12 protein-coding genes are annotated in these 16,191 nt (G+C 36.0%); 3 read left to right on the top strand and 9 right to left on the bottom strand.

Features of this window, described 5'->3' with window-relative positions:
* Positions 1-37: 37 nt before the first annotated feature.
* Entirely contained in the window at positions 38-3,712 is a 3,675-nt protein-coding gene (locus BLW28_RS02970; protein WP_073214129.1) for a BamA/TamA family outer membrane protein, read from the bottom strand.
* Between the two features lie 53 nt (positions 3,713-3,765).
* Here BLW28_RS02970 and BLW28_RS02965 point away from each other — a divergent pair, with 53 nt between their 5' ends.
* Positions 3,766-4,950: a Pycsar system effector family protein gene (locus BLW28_RS02965; protein WP_073214126.1), complete on the top strand. Its 1,185-nt coding sequence runs from the start codon at positions 3,766-3,768 to the stop codon at positions 4,948-4,950.
* 91 nt (positions 4,951-5,041) lie between these two features.
* Here the strand turns inward: BLW28_RS02965 and BLW28_RS02960 are convergent, their stop codons facing one another.
* From BLW28_RS02960 to BLW28_RS02950, 3 genes are all read right to left on the bottom strand, one after another.
* Positions 5,042-5,428 carry a hypothetical protein gene (locus BLW28_RS02960; RefSeq protein ID WP_073214124.1) on the bottom strand — a complete coding sequence of 129 codons (387 nt, stop codon included), beginning with the start codon at positions 5,426-5,428 and terminating at the stop codon, positions 5,042-5,044.
* 10 nt (positions 5,429-5,438) lie between these two features.
* Positions 5,439-6,341, bottom strand: a complete 903-nt coding sequence (locus tag BLW28_RS02955) for a hypothetical protein (protein ID WP_073214120.1) — start codon at positions 6,339-6,341, stop codon at positions 5,439-5,441.
* A 248-nt stretch (positions 6,342-6,589) separates the two neighbouring features.
* Complete coding sequence (locus BLW28_RS02950) at positions 6,590-8,962, bottom strand: GAF domain-containing protein (RefSeq protein WP_073214117.1); 2,373 nt, start codon at positions 8,960-8,962, stop codon at positions 6,590-6,592.
* Between the two features lie 124 nt (positions 8,963-9,086).
* Here BLW28_RS02950 and BLW28_RS02945 point away from each other — a divergent pair, with 124 nt between their 5' ends.
* Complete coding sequence (locus BLW28_RS02945) at positions 9,087-10,205, top strand: TlpA disulfide reductase family protein (protein ID WP_073214114.1); 1,119 nt, start codon at positions 9,087-9,089, stop codon at positions 10,203-10,205.
* A 99-nt stretch (positions 10,206-10,304) separates the two neighbouring features.
* Here the strand turns inward: BLW28_RS02945 and BLW28_RS02940 are convergent, their stop codons facing one another.
* The 3 genes from BLW28_RS02940 to BLW28_RS02930 all read right to left on the bottom strand — a co-directional run bounded on the left by BLW28_RS02940 (position 10,305) and on the right by BLW28_RS02930 (position 12,257).
* Positions 10,305-10,985 (bottom strand): SIMPL domain-containing protein, encoded by a 681-nt coding sequence (locus BLW28_RS02940; RefSeq protein WP_073214112.1) that lies wholly within the window; start codon positions 10,983-10,985, stop codon positions 10,305-10,307.
* 43 nt (positions 10,986-11,028) lie between these two features.
* Positions 11,029-11,679: a rhomboid family intramembrane serine protease gene (locus BLW28_RS02935; protein WP_073214109.1), complete on the bottom strand. Its 651-nt coding sequence runs from the start codon at positions 11,677-11,679 to the stop codon at positions 11,029-11,031.
* Positions 11,680-11,840: 161 nt separating this feature from the next.
* Positions 11,841-12,257: a hypothetical protein gene (locus tag BLW28_RS02930; protein ID WP_073214106.1), complete on the bottom strand. Its 417-nt coding sequence runs from the start codon at positions 12,255-12,257 to the stop codon at positions 11,841-11,843.
* A gap of 421 nt (positions 12,258-12,678) precedes the next feature.
* On the opposite strand from BLW28_RS02930, the gene BLW28_RS02925 reads away from it, so the two are divergent.
* A complete protein-coding gene (locus BLW28_RS02925; RefSeq protein ID WP_073214102.1) occupies positions 12,679-13,554 on the top strand; it encodes a lysophospholipid acyltransferase family protein in 876 nt (291 codons plus the stop codon).
* Positions 13,555-13,700: 146 nt separating this feature from the next.
* Here the strand turns inward: BLW28_RS02925 and glmM are convergent, their stop codons facing one another.
* Entirely contained in the window at positions 13,701-15,089 is a 1,389-nt protein-coding gene (glmM, locus tag BLW28_RS02920) for a phosphoglucosamine mutase (protein ID WP_073214099.1), read from the bottom strand.
* Positions 15,086-16,156: an acyltransferase family protein gene (locus BLW28_RS02915; RefSeq protein ID WP_073214095.1), complete on the bottom strand. Its 1,071-nt coding sequence runs from the start codon at positions 16,154-16,156 to the stop codon at positions 15,086-15,088. Before BLW28_RS02915 ends, glmM begins: the two co-directional genes overlap by 4 nt.
* Positions 16,157-16,191: the final 35 nt, after the last annotated feature.

Below are 16,191 nucleotides of genomic sequence, written 5' to 3'. Positions count from 1 at the left end.
GGTTTTATCTATTAGTCCTTTTCAATTACAATTCCTTTCACATTGAAACCTTCATTCCAAAAGTGAAACGAAGTCCTTCATCACCTGCAAAAAGGTTGAAATTTGCACTTAACAAATCGGCTGTATTCACCCAAAAACCTCCTCCGTATGAGTTGTGCCAAACATCTGAAGTATCATTCGGTATCCACACTCGCCCTACATCATACCCTCCAAAAACGCCAATTTGAATAGGTGTTAAGGTGGTTCTAAATGAATTGAAACTGTAGCGAACATCTGCGCTACCCACAGCTGCCGTTCTACCTGCAAAACGTTCTTTTCTGTATGCTCGCAATCCTGTATCGCTACCTAACCGTGCTGCTTGAAAAAACTCGAAATTGTTCCCGATATTGAATTGACCGCGAACATCAGTTTTCAACACTAACTTTCTATTTCGGATAAGGGCGTTGTGAAAAACCAATTGTGGTTTTACATAACCAAAAACTGCATCGCCATCTTTGGTGTTTTGAGTTGCTCCAGCTACTAAATTAAAATCCATTCCGCGTGTTGGGTTTACTTTGTTATCGTAGCTTTCATATTGATACGCTCCTTCTGCGGTAACATAATAATGAGTTTTGTCGAGTTCGATAGGAGCTGGAATTAAGTCTGTAATGAGTCTTCCTGAAGTTCCTTCTACTTTAACGCCTTCAAACTTGGTTTTAAACTGAAAAACGCTTCCGTATGGGGAGTCTTTTTTAATTCCGATAGAACCTCCGTAACCGCCAATTCGTACGCGGTTGTAATCTTTCCCTATATCGAATTCATAATCGGGATTAATTGTTTCATTTCCGAAACCAAAAAAGTTTTCTGCAAAATTGGGGTTTTTGAAGTGTCCTCCAACCAAGAAGTTCCATTGTCCAAAAATATTAGCAAACTCTCCTTCGTACGTAACACCCAAGCTTTCAGTTGCGAAGAAATAACCAACCCCAAACCTATGTTGTTGCGAAAATGGATTACGTTGAAAACCGTTAAATGTAAGCACGTCTGTAATACCAATTTTGAAACCATCATCTGGATTATAACCTATAGCAGGAAGCAGTAGATTTATAGTTTTCTTTTCTTTTTTATAATCATACGTGTTGAAATCATAATTATCGGTAAAACGAAATGCGGCACCGCCTTTTTCCTCTACCGTATTTTTCTTGCTCTTATGATCATAAATTTTCACACGTTTTCCGTTCGCAATTTTGTAAACATCGTTATTCTGGCCTCCAATAATTTTAATTGCAATTGGGCTATCTCCTTTTCCTTTAACTTCAAAAACATCATCGTCGTCCAGACCATAAATCCAGATTTCACAGGTTTCCTTAGAACTGAAAGTGCGATCTAACATTAAATCTGCTTTTTCTCCCTTTTTTATGCGATACGTTTTTATGTTTGTCTTACCATTCGGAAGTCGTGTAATTTCAAAATAATCATCTTTATTTGTGCCAGTGATTGTCTGTAATTTTGCGAAATAATCGTAGTATTCTTCTGCAATTCTTACAATGTTGTCGCGTCTTCCTTTCAGTTTTGATTTAATATCTGCAGCTGTTTCGTCTTGCACTTCTTTTGGAAGATCTTTAAAAGCTTCTTCAATTACTTCATCGGTAACATTGTTTTTAATAAACTCAGCCTGTTGCAACCAAGCTTCTCGTCCATAACTTTGCAGTAAAGCACGGTCTAATTTAATTCCGGCCGAATTAAACCACTCGGTATGTTTTAAATCTTCTCCATACACTTGAAACTGTCGCGCCGTATTGAAAAGTGCCCGAACAACGTCTAACAATCCTCCGTCAAAATTGGAATACACTTGGTCGCGATCTCTAGGAATGGGTAAAAAAGTGACAGTTCCATCTTCGTTATCGTGTTGGGTGAAGCGCCATTGATCGTTGTGCCTATCCCAGTCTCCAATTAGCATGTCAAAAATGCGGGCGCGGATGTGAGCTTCTTCATTTAAAGCGTATTTTTCATCGCGTTGTAGTTTTTCCAAAAGGTCATCGGTGCTTTCTACATTGTCCGGGTAATCAAACAAAGGACCGTCAAAGGTTTTATCAGGACGCTCTACAATCATATAAAGTGCGTCGCCATAACTCTCGTTAAACTGACCAAGCGCCTCTTGTTTAGGCACGTAAAATAATATTGGTTTGGTATGTAAAACATTTGCAGCAGTTGCAAGTTTTGGGATGGTAAACGCACCATAAGGGTGGGCTGCAGTGTAAAAATCGAGTATTAAATCTTCAGGAAGTGTATTTTTAAAGTCGTTTTCAATTACTTTATCCTTTATAATTACATTTTGAAGGAATTGCACCGCGCTTTTTTTCATTCCACGCATGTTATAGGTCCGACCGTCTTTATCTTCCAACCTCAACGATCTGGTTTGGTGTCCTCCTCCTGCTCTCACTACGTGTAAACCACCATAAAGTGTATCTAAAAGCACTACTTTTGCGGTTACTTCGGTCCCGTACACATCTCGGTAGTGTTTTCCCCAAATAGTTTTATAAAAGCCTGTTTTTTCGACTAAGCTGTCATCGTAAATTTTCGCCTTTACTGTTTTAGGAAAGTTGTGATGAAGCACACTAAAGTCCAAACCTTTTCCTTGCGGGAAGATTTCTTTTTTAAAGAGTAGTTCGGAAGAACCATCATCTTTTGCTTTAAAAAACTGAACCTGAGCACCGCTATTTTTGCTTATATCGAGTTTAGCAAAGCCCTCTCCACCATAGGCAAACTGGCCGTATTGCCCTAACGAAGCTGCTGTGGCGCCCGATCCAGAACCAGAAACTATTTGTTTTACAGAGCCATTTTCTATATACTGTAATGATTTGTCGAGTGCAGAAACAAAAATTAGCCGATCAATATCTTTTGTAAGGACTTCCATCCTATCCATTAAGTAATTGTACTGTTCGTTATATCGATCTTGTTTGGAAATAGCGCCCAGGGTTTTAACCGATTTTATCGAAGTACTGAAAACATCTTTGTGAATTGCCGGATATTTTCCGCCGTGTTCTCCGTAAGTAATAAAGGGATGATACATTGCAAAAATGATGGTTTTAGTCGCGTTTTTTTTGAGTTCGCTTTCAATCTCATCAAAAAATTTTTCGCGTGTTTTTATCTCGCACTTTTTATTCATTTCTGGGTGTTTGTCCCAGTCTTGAAGGAACCATTGGGTATCAATTGTAAGCAGATAAATATCATCGGTAATATCAATTCCATCTAAGGGGCATCCGTTGTTGGGTTGCAGAATATCTTCATCATTAAACCGCGCTTTCAAAAAATCTTCTTCGAGTTCTAGTCCATCTACACTTCCTTTCCATTCGAGGTTTCCTGGAATTACGATAGCCTTCCCTTTAAAATCCTTTAGTGCATCCAATTGAAGTTGCATTGAATTTTCTGCTTGTTTTGTCAATTTTTCATTTTCAGGAAGCATTCCTTTTGGATAAAAACTGTTTCCTAAAAAAAGTACGTAACTGTCTTTAGTGTTATTCGCAGCTATATACTTACCAAGGGATTGCATTGCTTTCGACGCTTTATCATTGCCAGTGCCTGCATTTCCAATCAAGTAAAATGACTTTTCTACATCTCCTAATGGAGCTGCTGCTTGTTGATTTGCAGAGGAGTCGTATTGCGGAGCGTAAGTTGCACAGCCAGAAAGGAACACAGCGGCTACAAAAGTTATAAAGATGTTAATTTTATTCATATACAGTTCTTCGTTTCTATTTTTTGTTACTTTGGAGTGCCTAATTCAATAGTATGGAGAATCTAATTAAAGCCACTGATGATTTTGTTTTAAAGCTCTTTATCGAGAAGCTTCCAAATACTTTTGTGTATCACAATTATACACATTCTAAGCGTGTTTATAAAAGTATAAATGAAATCATTGAACATTCACAAATTGATGTTAAAGATGCAACTATACTGCGTTTAACGGCTTTACTCCACGATACTGGTTACATTGTATCAAGAGAAAATCATGAAGTAGAAAGCACAAAAATAGCTCGTAAATTCTTGGAATCGCAAAATGTAGAGGAGCCCATGATTGCAGCAGTAGAAAAGTGCATTTTGGCTACCGAATTTAAATATAAGAATCCGAAAACAGAGCTTGAAAAGATAATCCGAGATGCCGATTGTTCTCACTTTGGCAAGGATTATTTTGAAGAGACGAGCGAATTTTTAAGGTTAGAATTAATGCTTCAGGATCAAGCGAAATATTCTCCTCAAGAATGGCGTAAAGAAAACATTAGAATTTTGGTAGAAGAACACCAATTCTATACTGATTATGCTCTTAAAAACTGGCAACCAACTAAAGAAGAAAATCTTTCAAACCTTTTATCAAAACAAAGAAAGAACAAAGAAAAACTACGACGGGATGAAGACAAGGCAAAATTAAAAGCTAAGTATAAAAATGAAAGTCCCGATCGAGGTATTCAAACCTTTTATCGTGTTGCATTACGGAACCATATTAAATTGAGTGATATTGCAGATACAAAAGCTAACATTATGCTTTCCGTAAATGCCATTATAATCTCATTGGTACTATCAAATCTTATATCTAAGCTAGACAACAACAATTATTTAATTATCCCGACTGCTATTTTTATTCTTTTCAGTGCTACAACAATGATATTGGCAGTAATTGCTACGCGACCAAACATTACGCGCGGAGAGTTTACAAAAGAAGACATCGCCAATCAAGAGGTAAACCTAACCTTCTTTGGCAATTTCCATAAAATGAAATTAAAGGAGTTTGAATGGGCTATTGAAGAACTTTTAAAAGACCGCGATTATGTATACAAATCCCTAACAAAAGACCTTTATTTCCTCGGACAAGTTTTAGACAGGAAATACCGAATCTTACGAATTACTTATACCATTTTCGTGGCAGGAACAATCATTTCGTTAGCTGCATTCGCCGCATTCTTTTATATGGAAATGTAGCGCAAAATAGGAAGATAACATCAAAACCCAACACGTACTTCGCACATTGGAATGTACAGTTACAATCAAGGTTTTGGGCAACAACATTAAATTAAACCTCACTTTCTAATTCTTGGTTTGTTAATCGTCTTGTTTTAGATTTCTCAAATATAACCTGATTATTAGGAGTAGTCGTTATATCTATTGGCAGGATAGCTTCGTTTGCTTCCTCACTAACGATAATTTCATCATCAGTTAGTTCCGTTTTTGGATTCTCCTGTTTTAATACGACAACCATTGTGTTTTGATTCGATACAACATAAGCATCCACAGGTTTATTAGACGGCTCATCGCCATCCTGCTTTACAGTTCCTGTTTTTAGTGAAGTTGTTTTAACAAACTTCTCGGTTTTATGGGCATCGACAACACTTTTAGTATTTTGAGAATATGAAACACCTACAACTGCTACGATACTTATAATTGAGAAAATAAATTTCATAATAATAATTTTAATAAAAAGCTATAAAGCTAAAAGGAATAACAGTTCCTGAGGTTATAGTAGCTCCTGTTAAATTGTAAAGGGTAAAGCGAAACTGGCCAGTAGCCGTAGTTGTATTCATTATTATTAAACCTTCAAAGGCTACGTTGAATGGTCCGGTAATACTCATACTAATAGAACTATTGTTACGACAGCTAGTGTCGGTTACTGTAAATGTTTGTCTTGTACTAGGTGAAAAGTCAGAAGCAAGTGTTAAATTAACAAAATATTTAGCAATGGTAGTTGTAGCTGTTTTATTTGCAAAATTAAAGGGAGTCCAAGTTGGTGAAGCACCAGCACCGGCAGATAAAAGCGCATGGTCAACGGTACCAGCATTATTTGCAGGCATAAATGCACCATTCAGCCGCATGTTTCCAGTAACTTCCAATTTTTCCGAAGCATTTGCAGCTGTTCCAATCCCGACGTCACCATTTGTGTCAATTCGCACTCTTTCAGTTCCATTTGTTGCGAAAACTAGATTTTGCGCATCGGTAGTTCCAATAAAATTTTCACCAGAAGCAGTTCCTGGGGTAGTTCCAGTATTTCCTCCTAATTTCCAATCCTTATTACCGTCAATACTCGTCCAGACTGTTCCGTTCCAAAAAAAGAAACCAGGTCCCGTTGTGGTATTCGTATTATAAACCAATAAACTAGTAGCGGGAGAAGTGACTGGTGCTGCTGTATTTAAATTAGTAATATCTACACGAGGAATTAAAATACCAGCATCGTTAGCAGCATCGCGAATATCGAGCAGTGATGAAGCATCCGGATTAGTGTTACCAATACCTACTTGCGCAAAAAGGTTAGCAGAAGCTAAACAACACGAAAAAATTAGAATTAAATACCAAAATTTAAAGGGGTTTGTAGTAATCATAAATAAACATTAAAAGGGTTAGCCCCTCAATATTAATAATTTATTATAAAAAAAACAAACACAATCTAGATAATATACCACATAAAACAAAAGATTTGACACATAATTATGAGTTCATTCAATAAAAAATTGTAAAAATCGCAAATTTACTAATAAGCCTCCTAACATCATTCTACGCAGCAAACCAGGTAAGTGATTATCGCTAATTTAATTAGAACTTTTGTGACTTGTAATGCGATTAATCTTTATTACTCACTAATTTCCGAAATCAAATCTTCATACGTATAATACTCTTTAGATTGTTTATTCTTTTTAGAGTACAAAACACTTACACGAAGCGCTTTTAAACCTGTTACTCCTTGTAAGTCTTCAAGTTCTAAAACTTCTAAATCGTCATCTAGCAATAATTGCGACTGAAGGAACTTAACATACGTTTTGTATTCCTCTTCATCTTCCTTCTGGGAATAAATAATTGCAATTTTCCCAGGTTTAGTAATGCGTTCGTCGGTTCCTTTAATATTTGCCTTATCCACTCGTTTTTTCACTACTTCATAACGCGCATTGTACGTTCCATCTACATCAAAGCGCTTTTCATCCATTCGGAATCGAAGCGATAATGAACCGTGAAATGCCAAAATCATAGAAGCCACATCCATCGCTACAGGAAGTTGATCTTTCAAACGGAAATAAGTGTTCTCCATTTCGCAGATTACCTGTAATTGCCACAGTTTTAAATTTTTTAAATAAATAGCATTAAAGGCTTTTTCTTTAGTAATGGAAGCACCTATGTATAAATTATGCTCAACTCCATCGGTTTTAAAGCGCTCAAAGTAGTGGGGGAACATCTTTTGCGCTTCTCGTTGTTCTCTATCCAATACTGCAGTAAGCACTTTGTTTACTTGCATTACGGAGTCGTCATAATCTTTTCTGTGTTTATACACCAAGCCCGTGCCTACATCTATTAGCTCATTGTATTCTTCGACCAACTTTTTATGTTGCTCATTTGTTTGGCTTAAATGTTTGAAGAAAGGGATAATTTCAGAAGACAGGAAGCTTACAATTTTACGTTCGGTATCTACTTGAAGGTTAACACAAATTTCCTCCATAAAACCGGCTATAGCAAAATCCATCTGCTCAAAAATTGGCATAGGTTCTATTGCATTTAACTTTTTAATTACTTGCGAAACGTATTCTAATTGCTCGGCAAGATCCATTTTTGTCGCCTCGTTTCTTGCTTCAGAAGACCCCTTAATATCAACTTGTCCATATAGTGGATGCACATCGCGAAACACAACTTCTCTAAAAAATGTTGGATTACCTTCTGTTATAGATTCAAAATAACGCTTAGCTTCCTTTCTAAACTTCCAGTGAACACTTTTATGAATTGAAGTACATTCAGACTGAACAATTAACTCTAGTTCGTTTTCGAGATTTTCCTTCGCCCTAACAACCGAATTGACTAGGAACGGCATGATTTCTTTTAACCTATTTGCATTTATGGTATTGAGTTCGTTTTTGTTAGAAGACACTAACTCTAAAACTCCGAGTATTTTATCGCCTGAAACAATAGAAGCAAAAATGGCGCTTTTAATGCCTTGTTCAAGTAGTTTTTTATAAAGTAAATTATCTGGGTATAGTTTACGGTATCGTTCGGTATCTGTTATAACATATAATTCTTTTTGCTTAAACAACGTATAATATGATGCACTACACAAAGCGTCTTTGCTTCCTAATGATTTTTTATCACAGAGTAAAAAACTTTTTATTTCTTTAAACAATACTCTTTCAAACGATTCGGATTCATCATTGTAATCAGCGAAACCTATCTCGAGGTTGTTTAATTCGAAAATAGTTCTAAAAATTCGAGCAAAATCAGTGTTTTCGAATCCTCTAGTCATTTCCAACCGGAGTAAATCGGTTTTAAAATCTGAAATAGAAATATCAGCCGTAACATCAATAAGGTGAGCTATGATAAACCCTTTAAAGGTATAGGACTGCGGTGGAAATTTCTCTTTCCACACAGCAATATCATCAAAACTCTCTAGAAGTTCATTGAAATCGGCATCTGTAAGTTCTGGAGCCGAAGGTGATTTCGCGATCTCTATATAATCTGTATTGTAAACCACCCGATAATTACGAATCATATCCTTTTTGTCGGGAATGTTGTAATGAAAATCGCGTTGAAAACTCAAATCTCTTCCGTAATAGTGAGACGAAATGAGCGCACATCCCATGAGGTAAGACTCCTCTTCATCAAAACTTACCAGATCAGGATAAAAATCCTTGCCAGCGGCGTGCGTTAAATTTTTGTAACACTCGGTACTTTTAAATGCTACATCGTGTAACGGAACTGTTGCAAATTTAATTTCCTTGTCCACAAACACTGCGGGAAACAAAGGTTGCAGAACCTTGTCTATTTGTTCATTGTATTTCTGAAGTTCTTCAAAAGTATCTATTCCTGAAGTTAATTCTGGATACTCATCGGCTAACAAAAGTATCTCAGCCGCCCATTTATGGTTTGCACTGGTTTCAAGCTGTTTACGACATACATCGAAAACCTTCCCAAAACCAATTTTTATTTTCATCGGGAAATCCCGCTCGTTGTTATTCAGTTTATCCATAACTTAAAACTCTAAATGTACAAGTTCTGTTTCCAATATATGTTAAGAATTATCCAAATATTGGAAGCTCTCTACCTATCTTCGAATATTCCAGTATTTTTGCCGAAAATAAATAAAGCATATTATGAGACAGTTTTTAGTATTGTTCCTTACAGTAATTTTCACACTTTTTTCCTGTCAAGAGGAGAAAAACACGTACACTCTAGAAGGTGATGCGGTTGGCTTTGCCGAGGGCACCGAAATTTTTGTTAACACCTTTAAAAATAAGCAAACCAAAGTAATTGACACCCTTGTTGTTAAAGACGGTAAGTTTTCAGGCACCTACCCAAACGACAATACTATTAAATTAAATTTCCTTAGAACAAATGAAGCAAACGGCACGGTACTTTATTTCCCTGAAAAAGAAAACATGAAAGCTGTTCTTTATAAGGATAGCATGCAAGCCAGCGTAGTTACCGGTGGAAAACAAAATAAAACTTACACTGAATTCAACGCTAAAATGAATGAATTCAATAAGAGAAAAGAGGCGAGTATTGCAGCGTTTAGAAAGGCACAACAAGAAAATGATGCCGTAGCAGCTGCTAAAGTTCAAAGTGAAAACTTAAACTTAATGGGGGAAGAAACTGAATACAAAAAGGAGTTTCTTTCTAAAACCGAAAAATCCCTGTTTACTATAATGCTTATTGCCGAGATGGTTAGTAGAGGCGAAATTTCTGTTAAAGACGCGCAAAAATATATGTCGGATTTAAGTCCTGAATTAGAAGCTACAGATATGGCCAAAGAACTAAAAGAGAAACTTGAAGCAATGGGCAATGCGGAAATAGGAGTAAAAGCCCCTGAGTTTAGCGCCCCTAGTCCTGATGGAAAAAACATAGCGCTATCAGAAACATTAGGAAAATATACAATTATCGATTTTTGGGCTTCTTGGTGCAGACCATGCCGTGTAGAAAACCCAAATGTGGTAAAAGTGTATAAAAAATATCACGACAAAGGATTAAATATTATTAGTGTTTCCTTAGATAGAGCAGAACAAAGAGATAAGTGGTTACAAGCAATTGTAGATGATGAAATGGACTGGTACCACGTTTCAAACCTTCAGTTTTGGGATGATCCAATTGCTAAAAAATATAACGTTCGTTCTATTCCAGCTACTTTTCTTTTAGATGAAAATGGCATTATTATAGACAAAAACCTTCGTGGTGCTGCTCTTGAAGCTAAGATTGGCAGTTTACTGGGAGATTAAACGGTAGGTGTTATACTAACCTAAAAAAACTGGAAAAGAAAGCGTTTTTAAAACACTTCTTTTCCAGTTTTTATTTTGATGAAAAAAAATGCTATTATTCTAGTCTAATAAAAAGCTTATATTAACTGTAGTTCTAATTTCCATTTCGCCTGGAGCTATCGTTTGTCCTTCGCCAGATGAAGAATCCATCGCCATTGCCCTATACAATGGTTGCGGCCCATTTGAGTCTCTAAATTCACTAATAGACAATGCCTTTCCTACCGTTTGATTCAATACTGAAGCGTACTCTTCGGCTTTCATTTTTGCGTTGGCAACGGCTTTTTTTCTTGCTTGACTTTCCAACGCCTCTCTATTGGAAGATGAAAAAACAACTCCATCTATTCGATTAATGCCAGTGTCTAATAAACCATCGATTACTTGTTCGTATTTACTTAAATCGCGTAATTTAATAGAAAGCGATTGGTTTGCTGCAAAAGTGTATGTTTTGCTGTTGTAGTCGTAGTTTTTAGTAAGATTCATATACTCGGTTCGCACATCTTTATCTGCAATTTTTACCTGTTTTAAAAACCGTAAAACTTCACTTACAATTGCGTCATTCTGTTTCTTTAAGGCTTTTGTGTTTTCACCGGTGTTCTCCACACGAATATTAATGGTAACCTCATCGGGTATAACATTCACAACACCTACTCCTGAAACATCAACTGACGGAATTGGTCTATTTTGAGCCATCATAGTTGTAGTTGTTATTGCTAAAATTAAAAGGGTTTGTATGGTTTTCATATATCGTAATAGTTTTTTGATGTTTAAAATTTAGTGCTTAAAATCATAACTTTCCAAGCTTATGCATTACAAATAAAATTATAAGTGGCACTGCGAGTAAAAGGACAATCCATAAACTAGTTTGAAAAAGGTATGGAGCAAATAGCAGTGTTAAAGCATATCCTCCAACTGCACCGCCAATATGAGCATCGTGGCCTATATTGCCTACCCTGTTTTTCATTCCGTATATGGAATACAACAAATATGCCATTCCAAAAAGCCACGCTGGAATTGGGATGGGAATAAAGAATAGATACAACCCCATATCTGGATAAAACAAAATAGCCGAATAAAGAGTTCCCATTACCGCACCACTGGCTCCAATTGCGCTATAATGCGGTTCATCTTTATGAAAATAATACGCCAAAAGGTTTCCCGCCAATAAGCTCACTACATAAATAATCACGAAATAAGGAACTCCAACTTGATTGATCACTACATCGGCAAAAAAGTAAAGCGTAAGCATGTTGAATAACAAATGCGAGAAGTCGGCATGCAAAAATGCAGAGCTGAACATTCGTATCTGTTCCCCGCGACGTATCCCCCCAACATTAAATTTATACCGCTCAAAAAAGGAAAAATCATTAAACCCTTTCATCGAAATAATTACGTTAGCGGCAATAATGATGATTACCGCGATATGTGGAATTTGCATATAAATAGAAGTTTATTATCTAAGGCGCGAAGTTAAATATAACAAACTATAAATAATGGAACTTGTGTAATTGGTTTGGAATTTTGTGAGGTGGTTAAAAACAAGTTTCTTATTTCATTATAAACCTATAAGTTTAGATCTTCCTGAAATTCACTTGATAGTTACTTCAAATTTCTAGTTAAAGTCAGAATATATTCCGCATTAAAGATTGTCAAATTCTCATTTAATGCATCACAATCTTTTTGATTTGCCCTTCTTAAATTCAATTTATCACAAACGCGATCCAACAATTCCATATCCTGCAATTCCTCCACTCCATAAACTACGTGAATATCATCTTCAGGATAAAGTGAAATATCGTCCATTCGGATAAATTCTTTTATTGTGTCGTATACAACTTCAGCGTGATGTTTATCAAACCCTTTTAGCACTAGTTGGTTTACATATTTTATTTTGGAAAGTTTCGGTCTACTTTCATTTAATTCCCTCAGTTTTTTCTTGGCTTGTTTACTTTGGTAATAATTGTAAATGACTATTAGAAAAACTACCGCTACAATTATGATTACTATTTTGTTCATACATCAAAAAAAATTAAACTTGAACCCTAGGTCATGTCTCAAATATAACCCATTTTATCCATCTATTTCGGGTTGTTTAAGAGAAACAATTTGATTTTTGAACCAAACACAACAACTTAATTTGAATCTAATAGTACTTTTGTTCGTATCAAGGTCGTAGCTGCTTCGTCGCTCGTTTGTTTGTTGATTGAAAAATATCTAGATTATCGAACAAACAACGAACTTGAAGCGAATATGCAGCGATTACGTTAATAATTATATAAACGGAATTCAACAACATATTCAATCGCATTTTAAATGAAGAATTATGCTGAAAATTGGAAAATAAGAGAATTATACTCCTTTTTCTTCATTTAACATCTTGAACTTTCTTTTCTCATTTCAAAAGATAAATTTGAGTAGTTTTGCCGAATCAATTTTTATGCAAAAACTGCTTTATATATTAGTTTATCCCATTCTGTGGTTACTTTCTAAGTTGCCAATGCAGATTTTATATGTAAAATCTACTGTGCTTTTTTTTCTGATTTATCACGTTATTGGATATCGTAAAAAAGTAGTGAAAGACAACCTCGCCTTGGTGTTTCCTGAAAAGACTCAGGAAGAACGAAATCTAATATCGAAATTGTTTTTTAAACACTTATGCGACATTATTGTTGAAACCATCAAAGCTTTTACTATTTCAGAAAAAGAAATCCGCGAGCGCTTTGTATTTACTAACACCGAAATTCTTGACGATTATTACGCCAATGACCGAAGCATCTTGCTAATGACTGGGCATTATGGCAACTGGGAATGGAGTGGTATTTTAAATAAATTAATGCCTCATCAAGGGCATGCAGTTTACAAAACACTTGTAAACAAACAATTAAACGCTCTGGTAAAGAAAACAAGGGAGCATTTTGGGGCAACACTTATAACTAATAAAAAAATAGTGAGTGTATTATACAGAAAGTGGAGAAAAGGCGAGAAAACCCTGACATACATTCTTTCGGATCAAACCCCAAAAATGGGTGCTTTTAAATATCACGACACTTTTTTAGGAATTGACGTACCAATGTTTACGGGAACCGAAGAGTTGGCTAAAAAACTTGATTTTGCAGTGCTCTATCTTAAAGTTGAAAAAGCAAAACGCGGATACTATACCGCTACTTTTGTTCCTTTAGCCGACAACCCAAAAGAATATCCCGATTTTCAGATAACCCGAATGTTTTTTGATGCACTCGAAAATCAAATCCACGAAAAACCAGAATATTATTTATGGTCGCATAAGCGTTGGAAACACCGAGACAAAGTGTAATTGAATAAATTGTTTTAATAACGCCTATTGCGCGGTGGAGGTTTTCAGGTAGAAAATAAAATGCCTAAGTATTTTTAAAAACACTTAGGCATTAAATAACTATAAAAATCTCTCTTTGCTTTCAAAAAGCATCAAAAACGTGACAATTAAATTCCCGCAATTTCTTTTATTTCACCTATAATTCTATCGGCTAATGAATCTGCTTCTTCTTGCGATTTTGCTTCGGTGTAAATTCGGATAATTGGTTCTGTGTTCGACTTTCTAAGGTGAACCCAATTTTCAGGAAAGTCTATTTTTACACCATCAATTGTATTAATATCTTCTGTAGCGTATTTCGCTTCCATTGCTTTCAAAATAGCATCAACATCGAGCTGTGGCGTTAATTCAATTTTCTTTTTGCTCATAAAATAAGCAGTATATTTCTTCCGAAGTTCACTCACAGCAATTTTTTCTTCAGCTAGAAAGCTTAAAAATAAAGCAACACCTACCAAGCTATCTCTTCCGTAGTGCAATTCTGGGTAGATAATTCCGCCATTTCCTTCACCTCCAATCACGGCTTTGGTTTCTTTCATTTTCTCAACAACGTTCACCTCACCTACTGCACTAGCGGTATACGTACCCCCGTGTTTTTCAGTAACGTCGCGCAATGCACGGGATGAAGACATGTTTGAAACTGTATTTCCTGGTGTTTTCTGTAACACATAATCGGCAACGGCAACAAGTGTATATTCTTCGCCAAACATTTCGCCATTTTCATCAACAAAAGCCAAACGATCTACATCTGGATCTACTACAATTCCGAAGTCCGCATTCTCATCGACCACCATGTTCATCAAATCGCCTAAATGTTCTTTTAAAGGCTCCGGATTGTGTGGAAATTGGCCGTTTGGCGTACAGTACAATTTTACAGGTTCTACGCCTAAAGCTTCCAACAACAACGGAATTGCAATTCCTCCAGTTGAATTTACAGCATCTACAACCACTTTAAACTTAGCTTTTTTAATTACGTCGGCATTCACCAAAGGCAAGTCCAATATTTCGTCGATGTGGATATCTATGTAAGCGTCGTTTCTGTGAATTTCTCCCAAATCATCAACTTCGGCAAACTCAATATCTGCTCCTTCGGCAATATCTAGGATTTTTTGTCCTTCGGCTGCATTCAAAAATTCACCTTTACTATTTAATAGTTTTAATGCATTCCATTGTTTTGGGTTATGGCTAGCAGTTAGGATAATTCCGCCATCCGCGTGTTCCATTGCCACTGCTACTTCTACGGTTGGAGTTGTGGAAAGTCCAAGGTCGATTACGGTTATACCCATCCCAACGAGGGTGTTCATTACCAATTGTTGCACCATTTCGCCCGAAATACGTGCATCACGGCCTACAACTACTCGGTAGCTCTCTTTGTTTCGTTGTTGTTTTACCCAACTTCCGTAGGCTGCTGCGTATTTTACAGCATCGATTGGAGTTAAGTTTTCACCTTGTATCCCGCCAATTGTGCCTCGGATACCGGATATTGATTTTATTAATGTCATTTTCTAAATCTGTTTTTTAATTTTAAAAAGTAAAGCTCAAAATATGTGTATGATAAATGAGCAATCAAAAGTGTTCCTGCGAATATAAGAAGGTGCATTAAAATTATTGTTGAAATATCAGTAAGGTTTCTAAATATTTCCAATTTTAAGAACAAAAAGACAACTGCATTTAAAACAATTGCGTGAAACATATAAATTCCATACGAAATACTTCCTAAGTAATCCAAAAGCCTACTATTCAGTATTACACCTCGGTTATTGAAAGCTAAGGAATGTATAAAAAACCCAAACAAAAAGCACGTGAACAAACCTCGGAGCCACAAGGGTTCAAAGATAAACCAATCGGTTATAAAGTATAGTAAAGTGGTAATACAAACTATTGCAGGGAAAATTGTGGTTCGTTTAACGAATTCCAGCTTTTTCTCCTCTTCAAGAATTGCAATAACCCCTCCCGAAAAAAGATAGAAAAACACAAAATTAAACTTCCGTAGTACTGGAAAAGCATCCGTCCAAAATATGATAAAATAAGTGATTAGTAGGAGTCCTAAAACCTTTAAAACCCATTTTACATTCACGAAAAACAACAAAGGAGCAATCAGGAGATAGAACTGTTCCTCTATTCCAATAGACCACAGAATCTCGATTATTCCTCCTGGCTCATAGACCTTTGCGAATACATTGGGAAGAAAAAACAAATTATAAAACAAGGCTTCTTTCCAAGTATAATTTATTTCGAATGGAATATTCAAGAATGGTAGGATAACATTATAAAACAGCAATCCAAATCCCAAAACGAGATAATAGAGCGGGAAAATTCGCAGAATCCTCCGAATATAAAAGTCTTTAATTGAGAAAGCGCCCCTAATTTTTGCTCGGTAAATAAGTCGAATAATAAGAAACCCACTCAACGCAAAAAACACATACACCGCTTCTACGCCACGATGGTAAATAGGAAGCCCATCAAAATACGGAAGCCCTTGGTTGCGTGAAAGTTGAGGTAGGTGAAAAAGTAAGACTATAGAAGCCAGAAAAAACCGTAATGGATCTAAATTCGGTAACCTCTTCAAATTTCAGTTTTAGGAGTTCAAAAATACATATATTT

It is taken from the genome of Aequorivita viscosa (assembly GCF_900106795.1).
Taxonomy (GTDB): Bacteria; Bacteroidota; Bacteroidia; order Flavobacteriales; family Flavobacteriaceae; genus Aequorivita; species Aequorivita viscosa.
This window is presented reverse-complemented; position numbering and strand designations above follow the sequence as displayed.

Bases quoted from the DNA above. Each gene is read 5' to 3' on its own strand.
- BLW28_RS02970 (WP_073214129.1), bottom strand. From the start codon at position 3,712: ATGAATAAAATTAACATCTTTATAACTTTTGTAGCCGCTGTGTTCCTT.
- BLW28_RS02965 (WP_073214126.1), top strand. From the start codon at position 3,766: ATGGAGAATCTAATTAAAGCCACTGATGATTTTGTTTTAAAGCTCTTT.
- BLW28_RS02960 (WP_073214124.1), bottom strand. From the start codon at position 5,428: ATGAAATTTATTTTCTCAATTATAAGTATCGTAGCAGTTGTAGGTGTT.
- BLW28_RS02955 (WP_073214120.1), bottom strand. From the start codon at position 6,341: ATGATTACTACAAACCCCTTTAAATTTTGGTATTTAATTCTAATTTTT.
- BLW28_RS02950 (WP_073214117.1), bottom strand. From the start codon at position 8,962: ATGGATAAACTGAATAACAACGAGCGGGATTTCCCGATGAAAATAAAA.
- BLW28_RS02945 (WP_073214114.1), top strand. From the start codon at position 9,087: ATGAGACAGTTTTTAGTATTGTTCCTTACAGTAATTTTCACACTTTTT.
- BLW28_RS02940 (WP_073214112.1), bottom strand. From the start codon at position 10,985: ATGAAAACCATACAAACCCTTTTAATTTTAGCAATAACAACTACAACT.
- BLW28_RS02935 (WP_073214109.1), bottom strand. From the start codon at position 11,679: ATGCAAATTCCACATATCGCGGTAATCATCATTATTGCCGCTAACGTA.
- BLW28_RS02930 (WP_073214106.1), bottom strand. From the start codon at position 12,257: ATGAACAAAATAGTAATCATAATTGTAGCGGTAGTTTTTCTAATAGTC.
- BLW28_RS02925 (WP_073214102.1), top strand. From the start codon at position 12,679: ATGCAAAAACTGCTTTATATATTAGTTTATCCCATTCTGTGGTTACTT.
- glmM (WP_073214099.1), bottom strand. From the start codon at position 15,089: ATGACATTAATAAAATCAATATCCGGTATCCGAGGCACAATTGGCGGG.